This is a genomic window from Parabacteroides sp. AF48-14, assembly GCF_003477465.1.
Classification (GTDB): Bacteria; Bacteroidota; Bacteroidia; order Bacteroidales; family Tannerellaceae; genus Parabacteroides; species Parabacteroides acidifaciens.
The window spans coordinates 17608-34039 of sequence record NZ_QUDI01000023.1 but is presented as its reverse complement, the minus strand read 5'-3'; the positions used below and the strand labels follow the sequence as shown (position 1 = coordinate 34039).

Annotated in this window: 12 protein-coding genes, 1 tRNA gene and 3 pseudogenes; 7 read left to right on the top strand and 9 right to left on the bottom strand. The window is 51.0% G+C overall.

Annotation, left to right across the window (positions count from 1 at the left end):
* The first annotated feature begins 66 nt into the window (after nt 1-66).
* Nucleotides 67-2454: a TIM-barrel domain-containing protein gene (locus DW083_RS12095; protein ID WP_122332559.1), complete on the top strand. Its 2388-nt coding sequence runs from the start codon at nt 67-69 to the stop codon at nt 2452-2454.
* Nucleotides 2455-2474: 20 nt separating this feature from the next.
* Here DW083_RS12095 and DW083_RS12090 read toward each other — a convergent pair whose 3' ends face one another.
* On the bottom strand, nt 2475-2855 hold the full coding sequence (locus tag DW083_RS12090; protein ID WP_115500163.1) for a hypothetical protein: 381 nt from the start codon (nt 2853-2855) through the stop codon (nt 2475-2477).
* 10 nt (nt 2856-2865) lie between these two features.
* Nucleotides 2866-3893 (bottom strand): annotated as a pseudogene (locus tag DW083_RS12085) (FAD:protein FMN transferase).
* A 336-nt stretch (nt 3894-4229) separates the two neighbouring features.
* On the opposite strand from DW083_RS12085, the gene DW083_RS12080 reads away from it, so the two are divergent.
* The 6 genes from DW083_RS12080 to DW083_RS23365 all read left to right on the top strand — a co-directional run bounded on the left by DW083_RS12080 (nt 4230) and on the right by DW083_RS23365 (nt 9487).
* Nucleotides 4230-4973, top strand: coding sequence for a DUF4469 domain-containing protein (locus DW083_RS12080; RefSeq protein ID WP_255419821.1), 744 nt, complete (start codon nt 4230-4232; stop codon nt 4971-4973).
* 146 nt (nt 4974-5119) lie between these two features.
* Nucleotides 5120-8068 (top strand): hypothetical protein, encoded by a 2949-nt coding sequence (locus tag DW083_RS12070; protein WP_147382134.1) that lies wholly within the window; start codon nt 5120-5122, stop codon nt 8066-8068.
* A gap of 35 nt (nt 8069-8103) precedes the next feature.
* Nucleotides 8104-8373 (top strand): hypothetical protein, encoded by a 270-nt coding sequence (locus tag DW083_RS22005; protein WP_147382133.1) that lies wholly within the window; start codon nt 8104-8106, stop codon nt 8371-8373.
* A 77-nt stretch (nt 8374-8450) separates the two neighbouring features.
* Entirely contained in the window at nt 8451-8552 is a 102-nt protein-coding gene (locus tag DW083_RS23630; protein WP_370039063.1) for a hypothetical protein, read from the top strand.
* Between the two features lie 387 nt (nt 8553-8939).
* The gene (locus DW083_RS22840) at nt 8940-9179 is read left to right on the top strand and encodes a hypothetical protein (protein ID WP_122332519.1); all 240 of its coding nucleotides are present in this window, start codon (nt 8940-8942) and stop codon (nt 9177-9179) included.
* Nucleotides 9146-9487: a type II toxin-antitoxin system RelE/ParE family toxin gene (locus DW083_RS23365; RefSeq protein WP_122332518.1), complete on the top strand. Its 342-nt coding sequence runs from the start codon at nt 9146-9148 to the stop codon at nt 9485-9487. Before DW083_RS22840 ends, DW083_RS23365 begins: the two co-directional genes overlap by 34 nt.
* 41 nt (nt 9488-9528) lie before the next feature.
* Here DW083_RS23365 and DW083_RS22830 read toward each other — a convergent pair.
* The 7 genes and pseudogenes from DW083_RS22830 to DW083_RS12015 all read right to left on the bottom strand — a co-directional run bounded on the left by DW083_RS22830 (nt 9529) and on the right by DW083_RS12015 (nt 16431).
* Nucleotides 9529-10898, bottom strand: a pseudogene (locus DW083_RS22830) (gluconate:H+ symporter).
* Nucleotides 10891-12620, bottom strand: a pseudogene (gene ilvD, locus DW083_RS12045) (dihydroxy-acid dehydratase). Before ilvD ends, DW083_RS22830 begins: the two co-directional pseudogenes overlap by 8 nt.
* 59 nt (nt 12621-12679) lie before the next feature.
* Entirely contained in the window at nt 12680-13246 is a 567-nt protein-coding gene (locus DW083_RS12040; protein ID WP_122332517.1) for a manganese efflux pump MntP family protein, read from the bottom strand.
* Between the two features lie 7 nt (nt 13247-13253).
* On the bottom strand, nt 13254-14207 hold the full coding sequence (locus DW083_RS12035; protein ID WP_115500959.1) for a glycosyltransferase family 2 protein: 954 nt from the start codon (nt 14205-14207) through the stop codon (nt 13254-13256).
* Nucleotides 14208-14227: 20 nt separating this feature from the next.
* Nucleotides 14228-14758, bottom strand: a complete 531-nt coding sequence (locus tag DW083_RS12030) for a DUF4199 domain-containing protein (RefSeq protein ID WP_115500960.1) — start codon at nt 14756-14758, stop codon at nt 14228-14230.
* Nucleotides 14759-14907: 149 nt separating this feature from the next.
* Nucleotides 14908-14981, bottom strand: a tRNA-Thr gene (locus DW083_RS12025).
* A gap of 250 nt (nt 14982-15231) precedes the next feature.
* Nucleotides 15232-16431: an ABC transporter permease gene (locus tag DW083_RS12015; protein ID WP_122332516.1), complete on the bottom strand. Its 1200-nt coding sequence runs from the start codon at nt 16429-16431 to the stop codon at nt 15232-15234.
* Nucleotide 16432 lies beyond the last annotated feature (1 nt).

Genomic DNA, 16432 nt, shown 5'->3' with positions numbered 1-16432 from the left:
AGGTGATTTATTGAAGGTAAGGCAAATAGGAAGTCTGTACTTTTGTGATATTAACTTTTGAGTATCATGAAAAAGATCTACTATTTGCTTGTAAGCCTGTTTTTCCTGCAGTCCGTCTTTGCGGCGAATGGAAAACAGACCTTTGACGTCCGCCTGCAGAACGGGCTGAATATGAATGTGGAGGTATGCACGGATGGAATATTCCGGATACGGGTTACGCCCCGTCCAGCCTTTTCAGAGTCATTGATGCAACGCTACGGCATCATTAAAACGGATTGGGAACCCGTAGCGGTCTCCCCGAAAGACAACAAACAGCAGTTTGAAGTATCGACCGGCGCCTACCGATTGAAAGTCGATAAAAAGACCGGTGCCATCACCGTCGCCGACCGCAAGGGCCGGGTGATCATCGAAAAAGCCGTCTTCCTGACCTCCGCCGATCCGCTCTGTACGAACTTAGGCAAAGTCATCAACGCCAAATATAAGGATATGAAAGTGCCGAACAACGGTACGATCATCGGCGACGACAGCAGCAAAGGATCATCCAAGGACATGGCGGAGACCGGTGACTATAAAAACACCAGCATCCTTTCCATCTCCCTTAAAGACGGCGAACGTTTCTATGGCGGCGGCAGCACGAGCCGCGACCATATCCAGCACCGCGGCGAACTGCTCCGCATGTGGACCACGTACCAGCACACCGAGATACCGATGCCCTTTATGATCAGCTCCGAAAACTGGGGTGTCTTCAACAATACGACACGCAAGAACTTCTTCGATATCGGCAGCTACCAGCCGGATGTCTTCTCCATCTATAACACGACGGACGAGGCTGACTTCTACCTGATGTTCGGTAACTCGATGCCCGACGTGATCAACCATTACACGACTATTACCGGCAAGCCCTACCTGCTTCCGAAATGGGCGTACGGCTTATGCTTCGGACCGAACATGCTCGAAAACCAGTTCGATATCCTGAATGATGCCGTCCGTTTCCGCGACATGGGCGTACCCTGCGACCTCTTCTGGCTCGAACCCCAGTGGATGGAGAAACGCTATGACTTCTCGACCAAGAAGAAATGGAACTATAAGCTGTTCTCGGCAGAAGCCTATTGGGATTCGACCCGCTATCCGAAGAAGGAGAACCACCGCCTCCTGATCGGCCGCCTGCATGGGATGGGCTATCACCTGGGGCTTTGGCTGTGCGAAGAATATGACCTGAGCATCGCCGAAGAGGACGCATTGGCCGCCGCAGCCGGAAAAGACACTTCCGGCCTGGAACACTGGATGGACCACCTGACCCATTTCATGGACAACGGCGTAGACGGCTTCAAGCTGGACCCCGCCCGCACGATCGACGAACACCCGAACTTCCAATACTATAACGGACGTACGGATAAGGAAATGCACAACCTGAACCAAGTCCTTCTCCCGAAACAAATGTACAAGATGACCCGCAAGCACACCGGCCGCCGTTCCTGGCACCATTACACCGCCGGCTGGGCCGGTACCCAGCATTGGAGCGCCTCGACCAGCGGCGATAACGGAGGCGGGCGCACCGCCCTCTTCGACCAGTTGAACCTCGGGATGAGCGGTTTCATGAACACATCCTGCGACGTGATGAATGTGAATAAGGACGAAGAATTGCAGAGCCTGCATTTCGGCCTCTTCCTGCCCTGGGTGCAGATCAACAGCTGGTACTCGTTGCACCAGCCCTTCTACTTCCCGGAAAAGGAAAAGAAGATGTACCGCGACTATGTGAAGTTGCGCTATTCCCTCATGCCCTATATCTATTCGGCAGCCTTGGAAGGCGCGCAGACCGGCATGCCGATCGTCCGCTCCATGCCGCTGATGTTCCCCGACGACCGCAAGACGGACGATATGGTCTATCAATATATGTTCGGCGAGAACTTCCTTGTCGGTATATTCAGCGATTCGATCTACCTGCCGAAAGGCAACTGGATCGACTACTGGACAGGCGAGAAGCTCGCCGGAGGCCGCGAGGTGCAGCATACGGTTCCCGACAACCGGGCCGGCCTGTTGTTTGTCCGCGAAGGCGCCATCATCCCGTTCCAAAAGGAAATGCAGTATATCGGCGAGAAGCCCCTGGACACCTTAATGGTGAAAGTCTTCCCCAAAGGAACCACCTCCTACACGATGTATGAAGACGACGGCCTCACCTACAACTTCGAAACGGGCGCCATCGCCGCCACCCGCTTCGAATGCAGGCAAAGCGGGCAAAAGATCGAGTTCACCGTCTTCCCCGTCGAAGGCTCATACGACGGCATATACCGGTCGCGGACATACGAACTGGAGATCGACGCCTCGCAGCGCCCCACCCAAGTACAGGTAAACAACGTCCCCGTAACCGACTGGCAGTACAGCGACAACAACAAGGTGCTCGTCACCCTGCATCAAAACGATATCAAGAACAAGGTCAGTTGCATCATAAATTGAATGATGATTTAGCACATCATTCAATTCAACCTGTTCCGTTCCTCCTTATGATAATGTTCGATCAGATATAAGGTTTTGGCAAGAGATGGGAATATAGGGAGTATCACAGGACGATCCGGATCCCATTCCGGGTCGTCCGTTATTATTTCAGAAAGCGGACCGGCCTGCATAAGCACGGTCTGCGCCGGGGTAACTGCTGTGGCAATAAAGCTTTTTTCGGCAGGTAATAATACAAAATATCCTTCGTCTACTTCTATGACCGGGGCCTGTTCCCTGCTAAGGACAGCCACCTTTCCGGACGAAACAAACAGTAACACATTGCCGGTGTCTTCGGTATTGCATAAAACCTCGCCTGCCTTTGCCATTCTACATTCGAACTGGTTAGGGAAGTGTTTTATCATATTTAATCAATCAGGGTTTATCCGAGCTAAGCATCGCTTTTCGTTTGGGCAGATACTGGAGCATCCCTTTTGAATATTCAATCTGGTGCTTTCCATTATCATCAGCATAGATTACGTAGTATTCGATATCCGGCAACGAGGCGGCCATCTGCCGTGCCTTCTCCAATCCCATCGCCATGAAAGCCGTTGCATAGGCGTCGGCGGTCATGCAGTCGTCGGCAACGATTGTTGCGCTCAACACGCTCTGCTGGGCGGGATAGCCGGTTCGCGGATCGATCGTATGGGCATATTTCTTGCCATCTTTGATGTAGAAGTTGCGGTAGTTGCCCGAAGTGGCGATCGCCCCTTTCCGGCATAACTGGATGACCTCGTCGTACTTGTTCACGACGCCCGTCGAGTCGTCTTCCGGCAGGTTGATACCGACACGCCAGCACGCGCCATTCTGGTTGACGCCCTTCATCATCACCTCGCCGCCTATGTCGACCATGTAATTCTCCACCCCCTCGCGTTCGAGCAGGCGGGCAATCACGTCGCACGAATACCCCTTGGCGATGGCGGAACAGTTGAGCAGCAGCTCGGGTCGTCTTTCACCACCCGCCGGCCGTCCAGATGCACCTTTTGGTAACCGACGAACGCCCGCAAGCTGTCGATCATCTCCGGCGTCACGCTCTCTTTCTTGCTGAACCCGAATCCCCAGACGTTGACCAGTGGGGCGCAGGTGATGTCGAAAACGCCATCCGAGTTACGCGAAACTTCCATCGATTTGTTGAACACTTCCGTAAACCAATCGTCCACCTCCACCGTGTCGTTGTTATTGACCTTTGCGATGATCGAATTGGGATTGAACGGATTAAGAGACAGGTTAAATTGTTGCAACTCTGCGTCGATTTTGTCTGTCAGGATCTGCGGCGCCTCATACTTGATGTTGTATAAGGTATGAAACACAGTGCCGCTCTCTTCGAAATATTGCTTTTTACTATTGCATGAAATGAAGGAGGTAACCCCTAAAAGTACCAATAAATGAATTAGCCTATACATTTTTGTATCATTTTGTGTACAAAGATACAAAAAAACACGTACCTCCCGAAACCCCCAAATCTGCCCGAAACGTAAAAAAGCCCAAAATGCGACAAAAGGATAGGTTCATTATCAAGCTGTTACGAAACTGCAATTACCCTTCAAAAGAGGTACTATGGAAGGGCTGTAACCCTCTATTGATAAGGGCTGGGAAGCACTTTTAAAATGACGAATGAAACGTACGTTTTTATTAGTCATTTTATCAGAGCATATAATTTCTAATATTCATCTAAACAAAACTATCATGCTAAAAAAGTAAAGCCGGGTAAGCTCCGGGGCAACACGAACCCGAATAACCTGACAGCCGACGAAAACGATTACACGCTCAGTATAATCGGAGGTATGACCTATACACTGGACGACCTGGCGCAACTGGTCGTCAACAGCGGAATCACGACGCAGCGCAAGGAACAGCTGCTCGAAGACTTCCTTCTGGTGGCAGAAAAAGGCGTCGAGATGGGGTTGCAGGGCAATAACATCAACTTCGACCTCTTCACCCTCCGCTTCGGCGTGAAAGGCGTCTTCAACTCCGCTAACGAACCGTTCACGCGGCCCAAGCACGAGGTGACCGCCTCGATGTCGGTCGGTCCCGACGTCCGTAAGGCGATGTTGGAAACAATGGTCGAAAATATGGGCCCGGCACAGCATTACGCCCAGATGGACACCATCATCAACACCGTCAACGGCGAAGTGAACAAGAGCCTCACCTCCGGCCAGGTGCTCGAAGTCAAAGGCGTCAACCTCGCCTTGAAAGGCGACGACGAGTCGGTCGGCATCTACATCCAGGAAGTGGGCGCTGCGGACGACACCCGCATCAAAGCAACCGTCGTCCTCAACAACGAACCGAAACGCCTTATGTTCATGGTGCCCGGCGGGTTGAAGCTCAGCAGTATGTATCAGTTGGTGCATATCACACAGGCAGGGGCAAACACCAATCGCGCCATACAGCTTAAAGCGCCTCGCATTGAGTTTAGCAGCAAGCAGTTGAAATGTACTGACGGCACTCCGGATAGCGGTGTAGAACGCCCCGGCATTTTGTAGGAGGGTGCGATTACTTATAACTAATCGTATGCGATTGCTTACCACTAATCGGGTGCGATTACTTCTAACCAATCGGGTGCGATTAGTGGTAAGCACTACCACCCGATTACAAATCACAACAAATTATTCATTAAGCATATTAAACAATGAGGACAACATTACTGATAGCACTCACCCTGCTTTTTACGACTTATATTTACGGACAGGAGAGAACAAAAACGCTTGATTTAACACAGGGAAGCATTACGATAACCGAAACAGGATATACACAGAATACTACACAAGGGACTAAACAGGAAACGAAGTTTACAGGCAGTTATGTGATTACACAGAGCAATTCGAGTAGCAACACTACAAATACGATTGATGTCAAAAGTGGGACGCATACTATTACGCTGAATGGAATATGGGCCACTAACAGTAAAGCTGATCATTCCCCCCTTTCTTTGTTTGAAGGTGTAGAGGCAACTCTGTTTCTTACTGGGGAAAATAGATTGGGAAGTTGGATAGATGATAATACATGCTTACATGTTCCATCTGATGCAACTCTGACTATAAAAGGAGATGGGTTGCTAAAGACTAATTCCCAAAAAGGAGCTGCTATTGGTGGTAACAGTGGTGAACACTGTGGCAAAATAATAATTGAGAGTGGTACGATTGAAATAAGTGTTAATAGTTCTGGAGCTGGAATTGGTGCAGGCGCTGGAAGTTCTACCCCCAATACAGGTGAAATAATAATTAATGGTGGAAATATACATGTTGGAACAGGGTATAATACTACAACAGGAGCTTTTATTGGTGGTAGCGAAGGTTGCGATGGGGGAACGATTACAATCTGTGGAGGTAATATATACGCACCAAGCTATGCGGGCGGTGCCGCTATTGGAGGTGGCAAAGGTGGCGGTGCCGGAGATATTACTATTACGGGAGGGCTGGTGAAGGCACGTGGAGACTCTGGCGGCTCTGCTATTGGTTCCGGTGCAGGCTATACAGATTCAGGCTCTGGTGGTACAATCAAGATTTCCGGAGGAGTGGTGGATGCATCTACCTATGACGATGCCAACACTGCCCCTATAGGAGGAACCAATACGGCAGTTGAGATCACGGATAAAGCGGTTGTCTTTGCCTATAACACAAAAAAAGATGATAACACCGGGATAAGCAGCACAACAGGCGAGAGCCAATGGAAAGGCATCGTGTTTAAAGGTAAGACCGGTAAAGTTTATGGAAATGATGTAACCTTGAGTGAGAATGTGGTCATACCCGACGGTTTTACTTTGACGGTAGATGAGGGCAAGAAACTGACGGTGGCGGAGGATGCGATTGTGGTGAACAAAGGGACGATTGTTTGTTCGAATGGAACGCTGGAAAATAGCGGGACTATTGTGAATAAAGGGACTTTCACCGGGACTATGACATCCGGTAGCAACAGCGTAGTAACAGCACTTGCCTTATCGGCAGATATGTTTGTTCCTAACCCCATACCGGATTATGTTTATACCGGCAAAACGATAAAGCCGGGGGTGACGTTGAAAGGGGGACTTGGCAATGAGGATGTTTATAGTGTGTCGTATTCAGATAACACCAATATCGGAAAAGGCAAGATTAAGGTTACGGCCAATGAAGGTACATGGCTTACCGGTAATCCTTTGGAGTTATCTTTTACTATAACCAAAGCCCCTTTGACCGTCGCCCCTAAAGAGGGACAGATTCTCTATAAAGGGGAGACGATCGAGTATGAGACATACGGGGAGATAAAAGACAAGGCTGTGGCGTTCAGCGGTGCGCTTAGTATCAGTAATAAGGTTATCGACAAAGGCACGCTTGAACTGACAACAGAGAGTGCAGCTATTTATGAACTGAAATTCCTCACAGGCGTAAAAGCTACTCATTTCGATATAAAGCCTGAGGATGCAGACGTAACGCTTACCCCGAACGGCAGTAACGGATGGTTTACGACCACAGAGGGGATTACTTTTACGGCACCTGACGGGTTCACGATAGCACAGGTAAACGGCGATGCTTCTACCCCGACTTACGGTGAAAGCTTTGTCTTTGCCAATGCCGAAGGAACCAACACCGTCTCCTACAGCCTGCAACGAAATGGGACAACGTATAGCAAGAGCAAAGAGGTTAAGATCGACCATACCGCCCCGGCAATCACAGCGAATGATCCGGTAATCGACAAGCTGAAAGCAACCTTCACCCTGACGGATGCCACAAGCGGCATCGCTTCCTACAGTTACAAGCTGGATGGTGGTACAGAGCAGACAGAAAAGGTAGAAGATGCACCAAAGAACAGCTGCCAGCTTGTTATAGAAAACACTGCCGGTTCCCACACGTTGGTATTGACAATTACGGACGTCGCCGGGAATGAGGTTACCTACGACAACCTCTCTTTCAACCTGCTGGCCGACCTGACCGTTACCCCTGAAAAGGATCAGAAGCTCTATAAGGGTGAATCGATCCTGTATGAAGTAACCGGCATTCTCGATGGCGACGAACCCTTGACGGGCGCATTGGAGTTGGAAGAGAGTGGCACAGACGGTATCCGGACCATCAAAAAAGGCACGCTTACCCTAAAGGAAGAGTATAAGACTAAATATGCCCTGACCGTCGTCGAGTCCGTTACGGCCACTTATGTCAATACCGACCCCTCCACGATAGATATCACGTTGGATGAAGCCGGTGGCAACGATGGCTGGTACACCACCGAAGGCGGCATCATCTTCGCCGCCCCCGCCTCCGGTGACTTCGTGATCGCCCTCACAGGCAGCGAACTGAAAGCCGACCCGGCGTACGAAAGCAGCTTTACCTGGTCGACCGAAGGCAGCTATACCGTCAAATACAACCTGCGCCGCACCACGACGGAGATCGTCTACGAGAAGACCAAGGATGTGAAGTACGACCATACCGCCCCGGCCCTGAAAGACGGTGCCCCGACAGTCTCCTACCTCGAAGCCACCTTCACCCTGACCGACGCCACAAGCGGCATCGCCTCCTACAGCTACACGCTGGATGATGGCAGCACAGACCCCGCCAACGTCGGGCACAATGACAATGTAAACGGCGACCCCGAAGCTCCTTCACCGTAACCGGCACCGCAGGCAGCCATACCCTGTCATTGACCGTGAAAGACGTCGCCGGCAATGAGGCCACCTACGCCGACATCACCTTCGAACTGAGGACCGCCCCGTCCCGCCACCCGTTCCCCCCGTCACTCCCGGCGGCGACGATGACGACGACCCAAGCGGCGACAATCCCGGAGGTGACACTCCCGGCGGCGATACCCCTGGTGGTGACACCCCTGGTGGTGACACTCCTGGCGGTGATATCCCTGGCGGCGATACCCCCGACGACCCAACCTCCAACGCCGCCATCAACGGCGAAGTACAGGTAAAGGCCCTCGGCTCTACCTTATATATATACACCCCGAAAGAAGAAACGCTTTCCGTCTACACCCTCACCGGCCACCTGTTGAAACAACAGCGCACCACCGGCAGCACGGAACACCGCCTCCCCGCCGGCTTGTATCTCGTCCGGGTGGACGGCAGGACGTATAAGGTGGTGATCAGGTAGAGGATGATTTAACGGTGTGTAGAGATGCACGGCCGTGCATCTCTACTCGTGCCGCAGGCTCTCTTTTGCCGTCCGTTTCAACGGACGGTTATAAGGATTAGGAGGCAGAGCCTCTTCCTCTGTGGGCTTTAGCCCCTTTTATAAAGGGCTGTCCTGTAAATCATTGAAAGGGGTTGAAACCCACAGAGGAATCCGGCAAAGCCGAGGACTTATCAATCCGTTCGTTGAAACGAACGGCAAAAGAGAGCCTGAGGCATGGGGCAGCGCCCCATTAAGAGATATACCGTTAAATCATCATTTGTTCTTATGTTCTTTTGTCCAGCCCTCCCTATATTCCAATTAAATCCCTATCTTTGTCCATACATTAATTTATAACAAATTACAACTATGACAAAATTAAGTAACCTTACGCCCAAAGTCAACCAGCCCGCCAAAACCGGCCGGGTACGGAAAAGCCAAGCCTTATCCAATCATGACAACTGGAACCCCAACAAACCTTTCCATGTTACCCAAGAGGAACTCTGGAACCATATCCATGAGATCGAACAGGGGCCGTTTATGACCTTAGATGAGGGTTTCAAACAGTTTGAACAATGGAAAGCGGAATTCCTAAGAAGTCGATTATAGCAAGCAGTGTTTTTTGGGAAAGTTATAGCAATGTATATGAACAAGGCCTTGACTTATTTGGATATTTCCAAGCAGAAGCTTATATCTGTAAGATAAAATCTGCTTTGTACGAATTAGACAGGACTTATCCCTATTACCCCGAATGCCGTCACTTGACTACGAAAACCCGTATGTACCGGAACATCATTCTGGATTCCCACCTGATTATTTACCGTATTTGCGAGGAGCGCATTGAGGTGTTGGACATCGTTCATGCCGCTTCCAGCATCAAACGGATCAAGCAAACCAGGAATATCCATATAGACTAAAAGTGCCCTGTTCTCGCATCAAGCGTAGGAACAGGGTATTTTTATACAAACAAACTCAACAACAACGCCAACCCGAATCCCCCTAACGCGATGATCGTTTCCATGACTGTCCATGATTTGAGTGTCTGGACCTCTGTCAGCCCCAAGTATTTGCCGACCAGCCAGAAGCCGCTGTCGTTGACGTGTGAGAGGATGGTGGCGCCGGAGGCGATCGAGATCACAATCAAGGCGCAATGCATATCCGAAAGGCTATAGGCACTCAGTATAGGACCGACAATCCCGCTGCCGTAATCATCGAGACTGTGGCAGAGCCCAGGATGATACGGACTGCCGCTGCAATGATAAAGGCGAGTATGATCGGCGGGAACTGCGTCCTTGAGATCAGTTGTGCCAGTACATCGCCGACACCGCTGTCGATCAGCATCTGTTTGAATGCCCCTCCCGAACCGATAATCAGGATAATCATGCCCGCCGGAGCCAGTGCCTTCGTACTGATGTCGAGCAGCTCTTTACGGGTGTAGCCCCGCCGTGTGCCCAATAACCAGGCGGCAATCAGTGTCGCAAGGATCAGCGCCGTGAACGGATGCCCCAGGAAAGAGGTCACTTCGTAGAAGATTCCTTTCCCCATATATCCCAGCTTGATAAACAGTTCGACCATCGATTTAATCACCATCAGGAACAGCGGGATGCCGATAATGGCAGACACCATGCCGAAGGAGGGGAGGGAATGGGCTTCGTCCGTCCGGTCTCCTTTCTCCAACTCTTCCATCACGTGGGGTGGCGGCGCGACATATATCTTGTTCCCTATATATTTCCCGAACAACGGGCCCGCTAAGATAGCAACAGGCAAGCCGATGATCGCCCCGACCAGGATCACCCATCCCAAGTCGGCCCCTAACATATCGGCAACCGCCACCGGACCGGGTGTAGGCGGGATAAACGTATGTGTCACAGCTAACCCCGCCAGTAGGGGAATGGCATAGAATAAAGTCGATTTCTTGGTGTCTTTCGCCAATGCATAGACGACCGGCACGAGGATGATGAAGCCCACATCGAAGAACACGGGGATCGCAATCAGGAACCCGGCGAACGACAGGCTCCAATGCGCCTTCTCTTTCCCGAAACGGCGGATCAGTGTCTTGGCTATCGCTTCCGTTCCGCCGGATGCTTCGAGTATCTGGCCGAAGATGCTGCCGATGCCGACAACTGTTGCCACAAAGCCCAATGTCCCGCCCAGGCCGCTTTGGATGGAGTCGGTCACCTTCCCTAACGGCATGCCGGAGGCGATACCTAAGAACATGGCCGTGATCAGCAGCGAGAGGAAGGGATGCAGTTTGATCCATAATACCAGTACAAGCAACAGTCCGATAGCCAGTACCGTGACTAACAGTAAAGTTGCCGGATCAGCCATGGCGGGTATCCTCCATATAAGCACCCTTCATCGGCGAAACGCTGTTGCGGGTGAAAATACTCAGAATACCAGTGTTGAAGCGTGGAGCGGGTTGCACCCAATTCGCACGCCGTTCGGAGAGGATTGCTTCCATCTCTTCGGGACTTTTGGGGATACCGCCGGTTCCGGTAATGTCGAGCCTGCGGGCGGGGATGTCGATACGGATCAGGTCGCCGTTTTCCACCAGGGCGATGGGGCCGCCCTCAGAGGCTTCGGGGGAGACATGGCCGATGGCAGGGCCGCGCGTGGCACCCGAAAAGCGTCCGTCTGTGATCAGAGCGATTGTTTCGATCAGTTCGGGGTCGGAGGCAATGGCCTCTGTCGTGTAGAACATTTCGGGCATACCGCTTCCTTTGGGTCCTTCGTAGCGGATGAAGACGCTTCGCCCGGCTGGATGTCTTTGGTCAGTACGGCTTGGAGGGCGTCTTCTTCGCAACCGAATACGCGTGCTTTCAAGGTCGCCTGCATCAGCTTGGGCGAGATGGCGGCATGTTTGACGACGGCGCCTTCCGGTGCGAGGTTGCCCGTCAGGATGGCGATGGCGCCTTGTGCCCGGATCGGGTTATCGAGGGGTTTGATGATGTCGGATATTTTTACGCCGAGGGCTTGCAGGTATTTACGGCATCCTTCGTAGAAGCCGCTCTGCTTCAGGGTGTCGAGGTTTTCACCTAACGTTTTGCCTGTTACGGTCAGTACGTCCAGATGCAGGAACTCTTTGATCTCTTCCATGATGGCGGGGACGCCGCCTGCATACCAGAAATATTCGCCCGGCCAGAAACCGCTGGGGCGGATGTTGAGGAGGAACGGGATCTTACGGTGGATTTCGTCGAACAGTTCCGGGGGCAGTTGGATACCTAATTCGTGGGCGATTGCCGGCAGGTGCAGGAGGCTGTTGCTCGAACCGGCTATGGCGGCGTGTACCATGATGGCATTCTCGAATGCCTTGCGTGTCATGATATCCGATGGCTTCAGGTCCTCTTTGGCCAGTTCGGTCGCCCGGTAGCCGGCTTGGCGGGCCATCTCTTTCAGGTAGTGGATTTGTGTCGGGATCAGGGCTGAACCCGGTAGGGCGATCCCCAATGCTTCTGCCATGACCTGCATCGTGGAGGCTGTCCCCATAAAGGAGCAGGCGCCGCATTCGGGGCAGGCATCCCGTTTGTAGACCATGAATTGCTCTTCACTGATTTCCTTCCGTTCGTATTGGGCGCTGTAGGTGCCGATCTGTTCGAGGGTGAGCAGGTTCGGACCGGCTTTCATGATGCCTCCCGGTATGAAGACGGCGGGCATGTCCAACCGTACGATCGCCATCAGGTGGGCGGGAACGGATTTATCGCAGCTGGCAATGTAGACGCCTGCGTCGAAGGGGGTTGCTTTTACGTGGATTTCCATCATGGCGGCCATGATGTCGCGGGAGACGAGCGAGAAGTTCATGCCGTCGTGTCCCTGTGCTTCCCCGTCGCAGATATCGGTCACGTAGTAGTTGGCGGCCCGGCCTCCTCCGTCGTTCACGCCTTTGCCGGCTTCGGCGACCAGCTGGTCGAGGTGGGCGCTGCCCGGATGGCTGTGTCCGTAGCTGCTTTCCACGATGATTTGCGACTTACCGAGGTCTTCGATGCTCCATCCGCTTCCTAACCGGAGCGAATCCAATTCCGGAGCTAATTTACGTAATTGTTGGCTTTTCATGGTATATATTTTTACAATGTCTGATAGCAGGTCCGGATATATAGCGTTGCCGGCTATTATTATCCGTTGAAATAGAGATGCTCGATCAGTATCTTGGTGCCGATAGCGATGAGTATCAGGCCGCCGATCAAGTCCAGCTTGAGGTTGATCTTACGGCCGAAATGGTTACCGAAGTAAACGCCGAACGCCGAGATCAGGAATGTCACCACACCGATTGTCAATGCTTCCAATGCGATGGTCGATTCCAGGCAGGCCAGCGAGATGCCGATGGCCAGTGCATCGATGCTTGTCGCAATGCCCAAACCGCAGAGTGTCTTGTAGCACAGTGGGTTTGTCTTGCTGTCTTCTTCTTTCTCCCGGGTGCTTTCATATATCATTTTGCTTCCCAGGTAGAGCAACAGCAGGAATGCGATCCAGTGGTCGAATGCCGTGATATATTTCTTGAAGCTCATGCCCGCCAGATACCCTGCAAGGGTCATGCCGGCCTGAAAAACTCCCATCACACAGCCGATCTTCAGCATGTGGCGATGTTTATAGTTTTGTATAAGAGCCCCTCCAGTAACAGAAACTGCGAGACTGTCCATCGACAATCCCACAGCCAGTAATACTATTTCTATAAATGACATAAAACAATCATATCTCTGTTTCTATTTTGTATTTGTTCCTGTTCGGTGAATCCCTTGATATCAGTTCTCCGATGAATCCGGCCAGAAACAGTTGGGTCCCGACTATCATTGCGGTCAGGGAGATGTAGAAATAGGGTGAATTGGTTACCAACGGCCTCAATTCGCCGGAACAGATAGAGATCAGCTTCGCGCTTAGCACGATTACCAGTGCTACGAAACCGATAAAGAACATGACGCTTCCCCATAACCCGAAGAAGTGCATCGGCTTCTTGCCGAACTTGGACGTGAACCACAGTGTGATCAGGTCCAGGTAACCGTTGACAAAGCGGTCCAGCCCAAACTTGGTCGTTCCGTATTTCCGTGCCTGGTGCTGCACTACTTTCTCGCCGATCTTGTTGAATCCGGCAATCTTGGCCAGATAGGGGATATAGCGGTGCATATCGTTATACACCTCGATATTTTTGATCACGATATTCTTGTAGGCTTTCAGTCCGCAGTTGAAATCGTGCAGGTTCTTGATGCCTGAGAATTTACGTGCCGTTGCATTGAACAGCTTGGTAGGGATCGTCTTTGTCAGCGGGTCGTACCGTTTCTTTTTCCAGCCGGATACCAGGTCGTAGCCGTCTTCGGTGATCATCCGGTACAATTCCGGTATCTCGTCGGGACTATCCTGCAAATCGGCATCCATTGTGATGACCACGTCTCCCGTAGCCAAGCGGAAACCGCAGTTCAAACCGGGGGATTTTCCGTAGTTACGGCGGAATTTGACAGCCCGTACCACATCGGGCGCTTTGCTCTTTAATGATTCTATCACTTCCCAAGAGTTGTCCGTACTCCCGTCGTTAATAAAGATTACTTCGTAACTGAAATTATGTTCTTTCATCACCCGCTCTATCCATGCAAACAATTCGGGTAGAGACTCGGCTTCATTGTACAGTGGTATAACTACTGATATGTCCATTATTTGTTTTTATTTGCTTCTTATTGTTCTTCCGGCACCGGACCTGCTGTTTGCTTGCGGCAGACCAGCGCTGCTACCGGTACGGATAATATGATTCCGTAAAATATATTATTGAAAATACCTTGAATAGCCATATGGATGGGAGTGAAGTTGGTACGGCTGATTGCGTCGATCACTTCACTGCTGACATTTGCATTCTTTAGTGCAATCATTGCCTGGTTCATCGTGTTGCTGATGAAGTCGGGCGGAGCGATAAACTGGAAGAAGATGAAATGTTCGATCGAAACGATTAATGCCGCAAAGAAGTACAGCATGATCCCGAATCGCCAGGCATGGAAAAAACTGATATTCCCACCGATATCCTGCCGGTAGCGTTTAGTCATGTAGTAGGCGATAAAGGGGACGGCAATGCATAATAGTTCATATATATAGATGAGTGCCGGGATGGAATATCCGAAAATAAGGAACAGATATTTGATTACCCAAAAGATTCCCATAGCCAAGCCATAAGACATCGCACTTTTCAACAGTAAACCTTTATTCTCTTCCATGACAATGCTGTTTTTATGTTCTCATCAGCAAAATTAATCCTTTTGCGAGAATATGCAATACGATATAAATAAAAAAGAGGAAGCTTCTTCATAAAACTTCCTCTTCTTATTACCTGACAATTGACAATTTCTACTTGTCAATTCTTTTGAGCCTCTTGTCGGATTCGAACCAACGACCCCGAGATTACAAATCACGTGCTCTGGCCAACTGAGCTAAAGAGGCAGGTGGGTAAGCTTACTACATCGCGCCGCTACAACCAAGTACCCTTGCTGCGGTCAAGCCCTGGGGGATTCCGAGGGAGCATGCCGTGTAGGACTTACCCGGGTGCAAAAGTAGATATTATTTTTTACAAAGCAAGCGCTTTTCTGTCTTTAGCGTGATATTTGTTTCTAATAGCTTGGAAGCCTTTTATTTCTGTAATGGTTAAAAAATATGTAATGCCAGGATCTCCTGTAAAATGGTATTGCAGTACTTAATTTGTTCTTATGTTCTTTTGTCCAAAACATCCCGCTTTCCGGATATTATACCGGTAGACAAGGCAGGCAGTGATGAAATAGAAGATGCACTGTACCCAAAGAGTTATGTATTCCGACTGTATTTCTACTATCGAGGCACCCATCGAATTCAGTTTGACGTATGCCATTGTGGCCGGGGCTGCCGGGATCAGGTAGTGCGTGAGCTTCCAGTACCAGGGCATCAGTTCCAATGGATAGGAAACACCGGAGAGGAAGATCAGGCCGACAGAAAAGAAAGCGATCATTAATAAGGGAGCATCACCATCGGTGAAAAAGAGTGAGGCAGTCAGCCCGAAGAAGCTGGTGGCCATCAAGAAAGGGATCATCAACATAATGATATACAGGGGGTGCCCGATATCCGGGAGCCCGAACATATAAGGGATCAGTCCCAGGAGGAAGAGGGCGAAGACAGCATAAAGGATGCCATAGACAAACGTTTTCCCGATCACCACCTGCGCCATTTTTCCGAAGGAGAGATTAACGGGTGTTCCGGCCAGACGGACGATCGAGCCGCTGTGCCGTTCGTCACCGCTCACCATGCCGATGACCATAAGGAGGGTCTGGAACATGATAACGATAAGGACGGCAGGTATCAGGTAAGTGCCGTAACCTTTGGTCGGATTGTAGAGGGCTGTACCCACGACGTTGACCGCCTGAGCTGCCGACAGTTTCGCGGCTGACTGGCTGGGGAGAAAGACAAACATCTCCGGCCGGTAATCATCATTCAAAGCCAGCATGGACGAGGCACTGGCTTCCTGGAGGGCAAGGTAATAGAGGAAGGCACTCGTCGATTCGTAGACAATAAAGATGGACTGCTCACCCCTGCCGACACGATCCTCGAAGTCTTCCGGGAGATACAGGATGCCGGCCACGAGGTCTTGTTTCATCATATCGCGGGCTTCGGGGTATTCGACGCTTGTTGTCACGATATTGACCTGTGGGGTGGCATTCAGCAGGCGGACATATTTGCGGCTCAGTTCGCTATGGGAACGGTCGACAACGGCAACCGGGACTTTGCGCACCAGGTCCGGAGCATACATATAATTATACAATAATCCGTACATGAATATGCCGCCCATCAGTACGAGCAGGATGGCAAAACTGCCGGCAATCGTCTTGAACTCTTCGCGTATGATAGATAGTAATTTCATATTCATC

What these genes read in the sequence shown, in the direction of transcription:
- DW083_RS22840 (WP_122332519.1), top strand. Translation starts at nt 8,940, where the DNA reads ATGACAAAATTAAGTAACCTTACGCCCAAAGTCAACCAGCCCGCCAAA.
- DW083_RS23365 (WP_122332518.1), top strand. Translation starts at nt 9,146, where the DNA reads ATGGAAAGCGGAATTCCTAAGAAGTCGATTATAGCAAGCAGTGTTTTT.
- DW083_RS12090 (WP_115500163.1), bottom strand. Translation starts at nt 2,855, where the DNA reads ATGATAAAACACTTCCCTAACCAGTTCGAATGTAGAATGGCAAAGGCA.
- DW083_RS12015 (WP_122332516.1), bottom strand. Translation starts at nt 16,431, where the DNA reads ATGAATATGAAATTACTATCTATCATACGCGAAGAGTTCAAGACGATT.
- DW083_RS12040 (WP_122332517.1), bottom strand. Translation starts at nt 13,246, where the DNA reads ATGTCATTTATAGAAATAGTATTACTGGCTGTGGGATTGTCGATGGAC.
- DW083_RS12070 (WP_147382134.1), top strand. Translation starts at nt 5,120, where the DNA reads ATGAGGACAACATTACTGATAGCACTCACCCTGCTTTTTACGACTTAT.
- DW083_RS12095 (WP_122332559.1), top strand. Translation starts at nt 67, where the DNA reads ATGAAAAAGATCTACTATTTGCTTGTAAGCCTGTTTTTCCTGCAGTCC.
- DW083_RS12030 (WP_115500960.1), bottom strand. Translation starts at nt 14,758, where the DNA reads ATGGAAGAGAATAAAGGTTTACTGTTGAAAAGTGCGATGTCTTATGGC.
- DW083_RS12035 (WP_115500959.1), bottom strand. Translation starts at nt 14,207, where the DNA reads ATGGACATATCAGTAGTTATACCACTGTACAATGAAGCCGAGTCTCTA.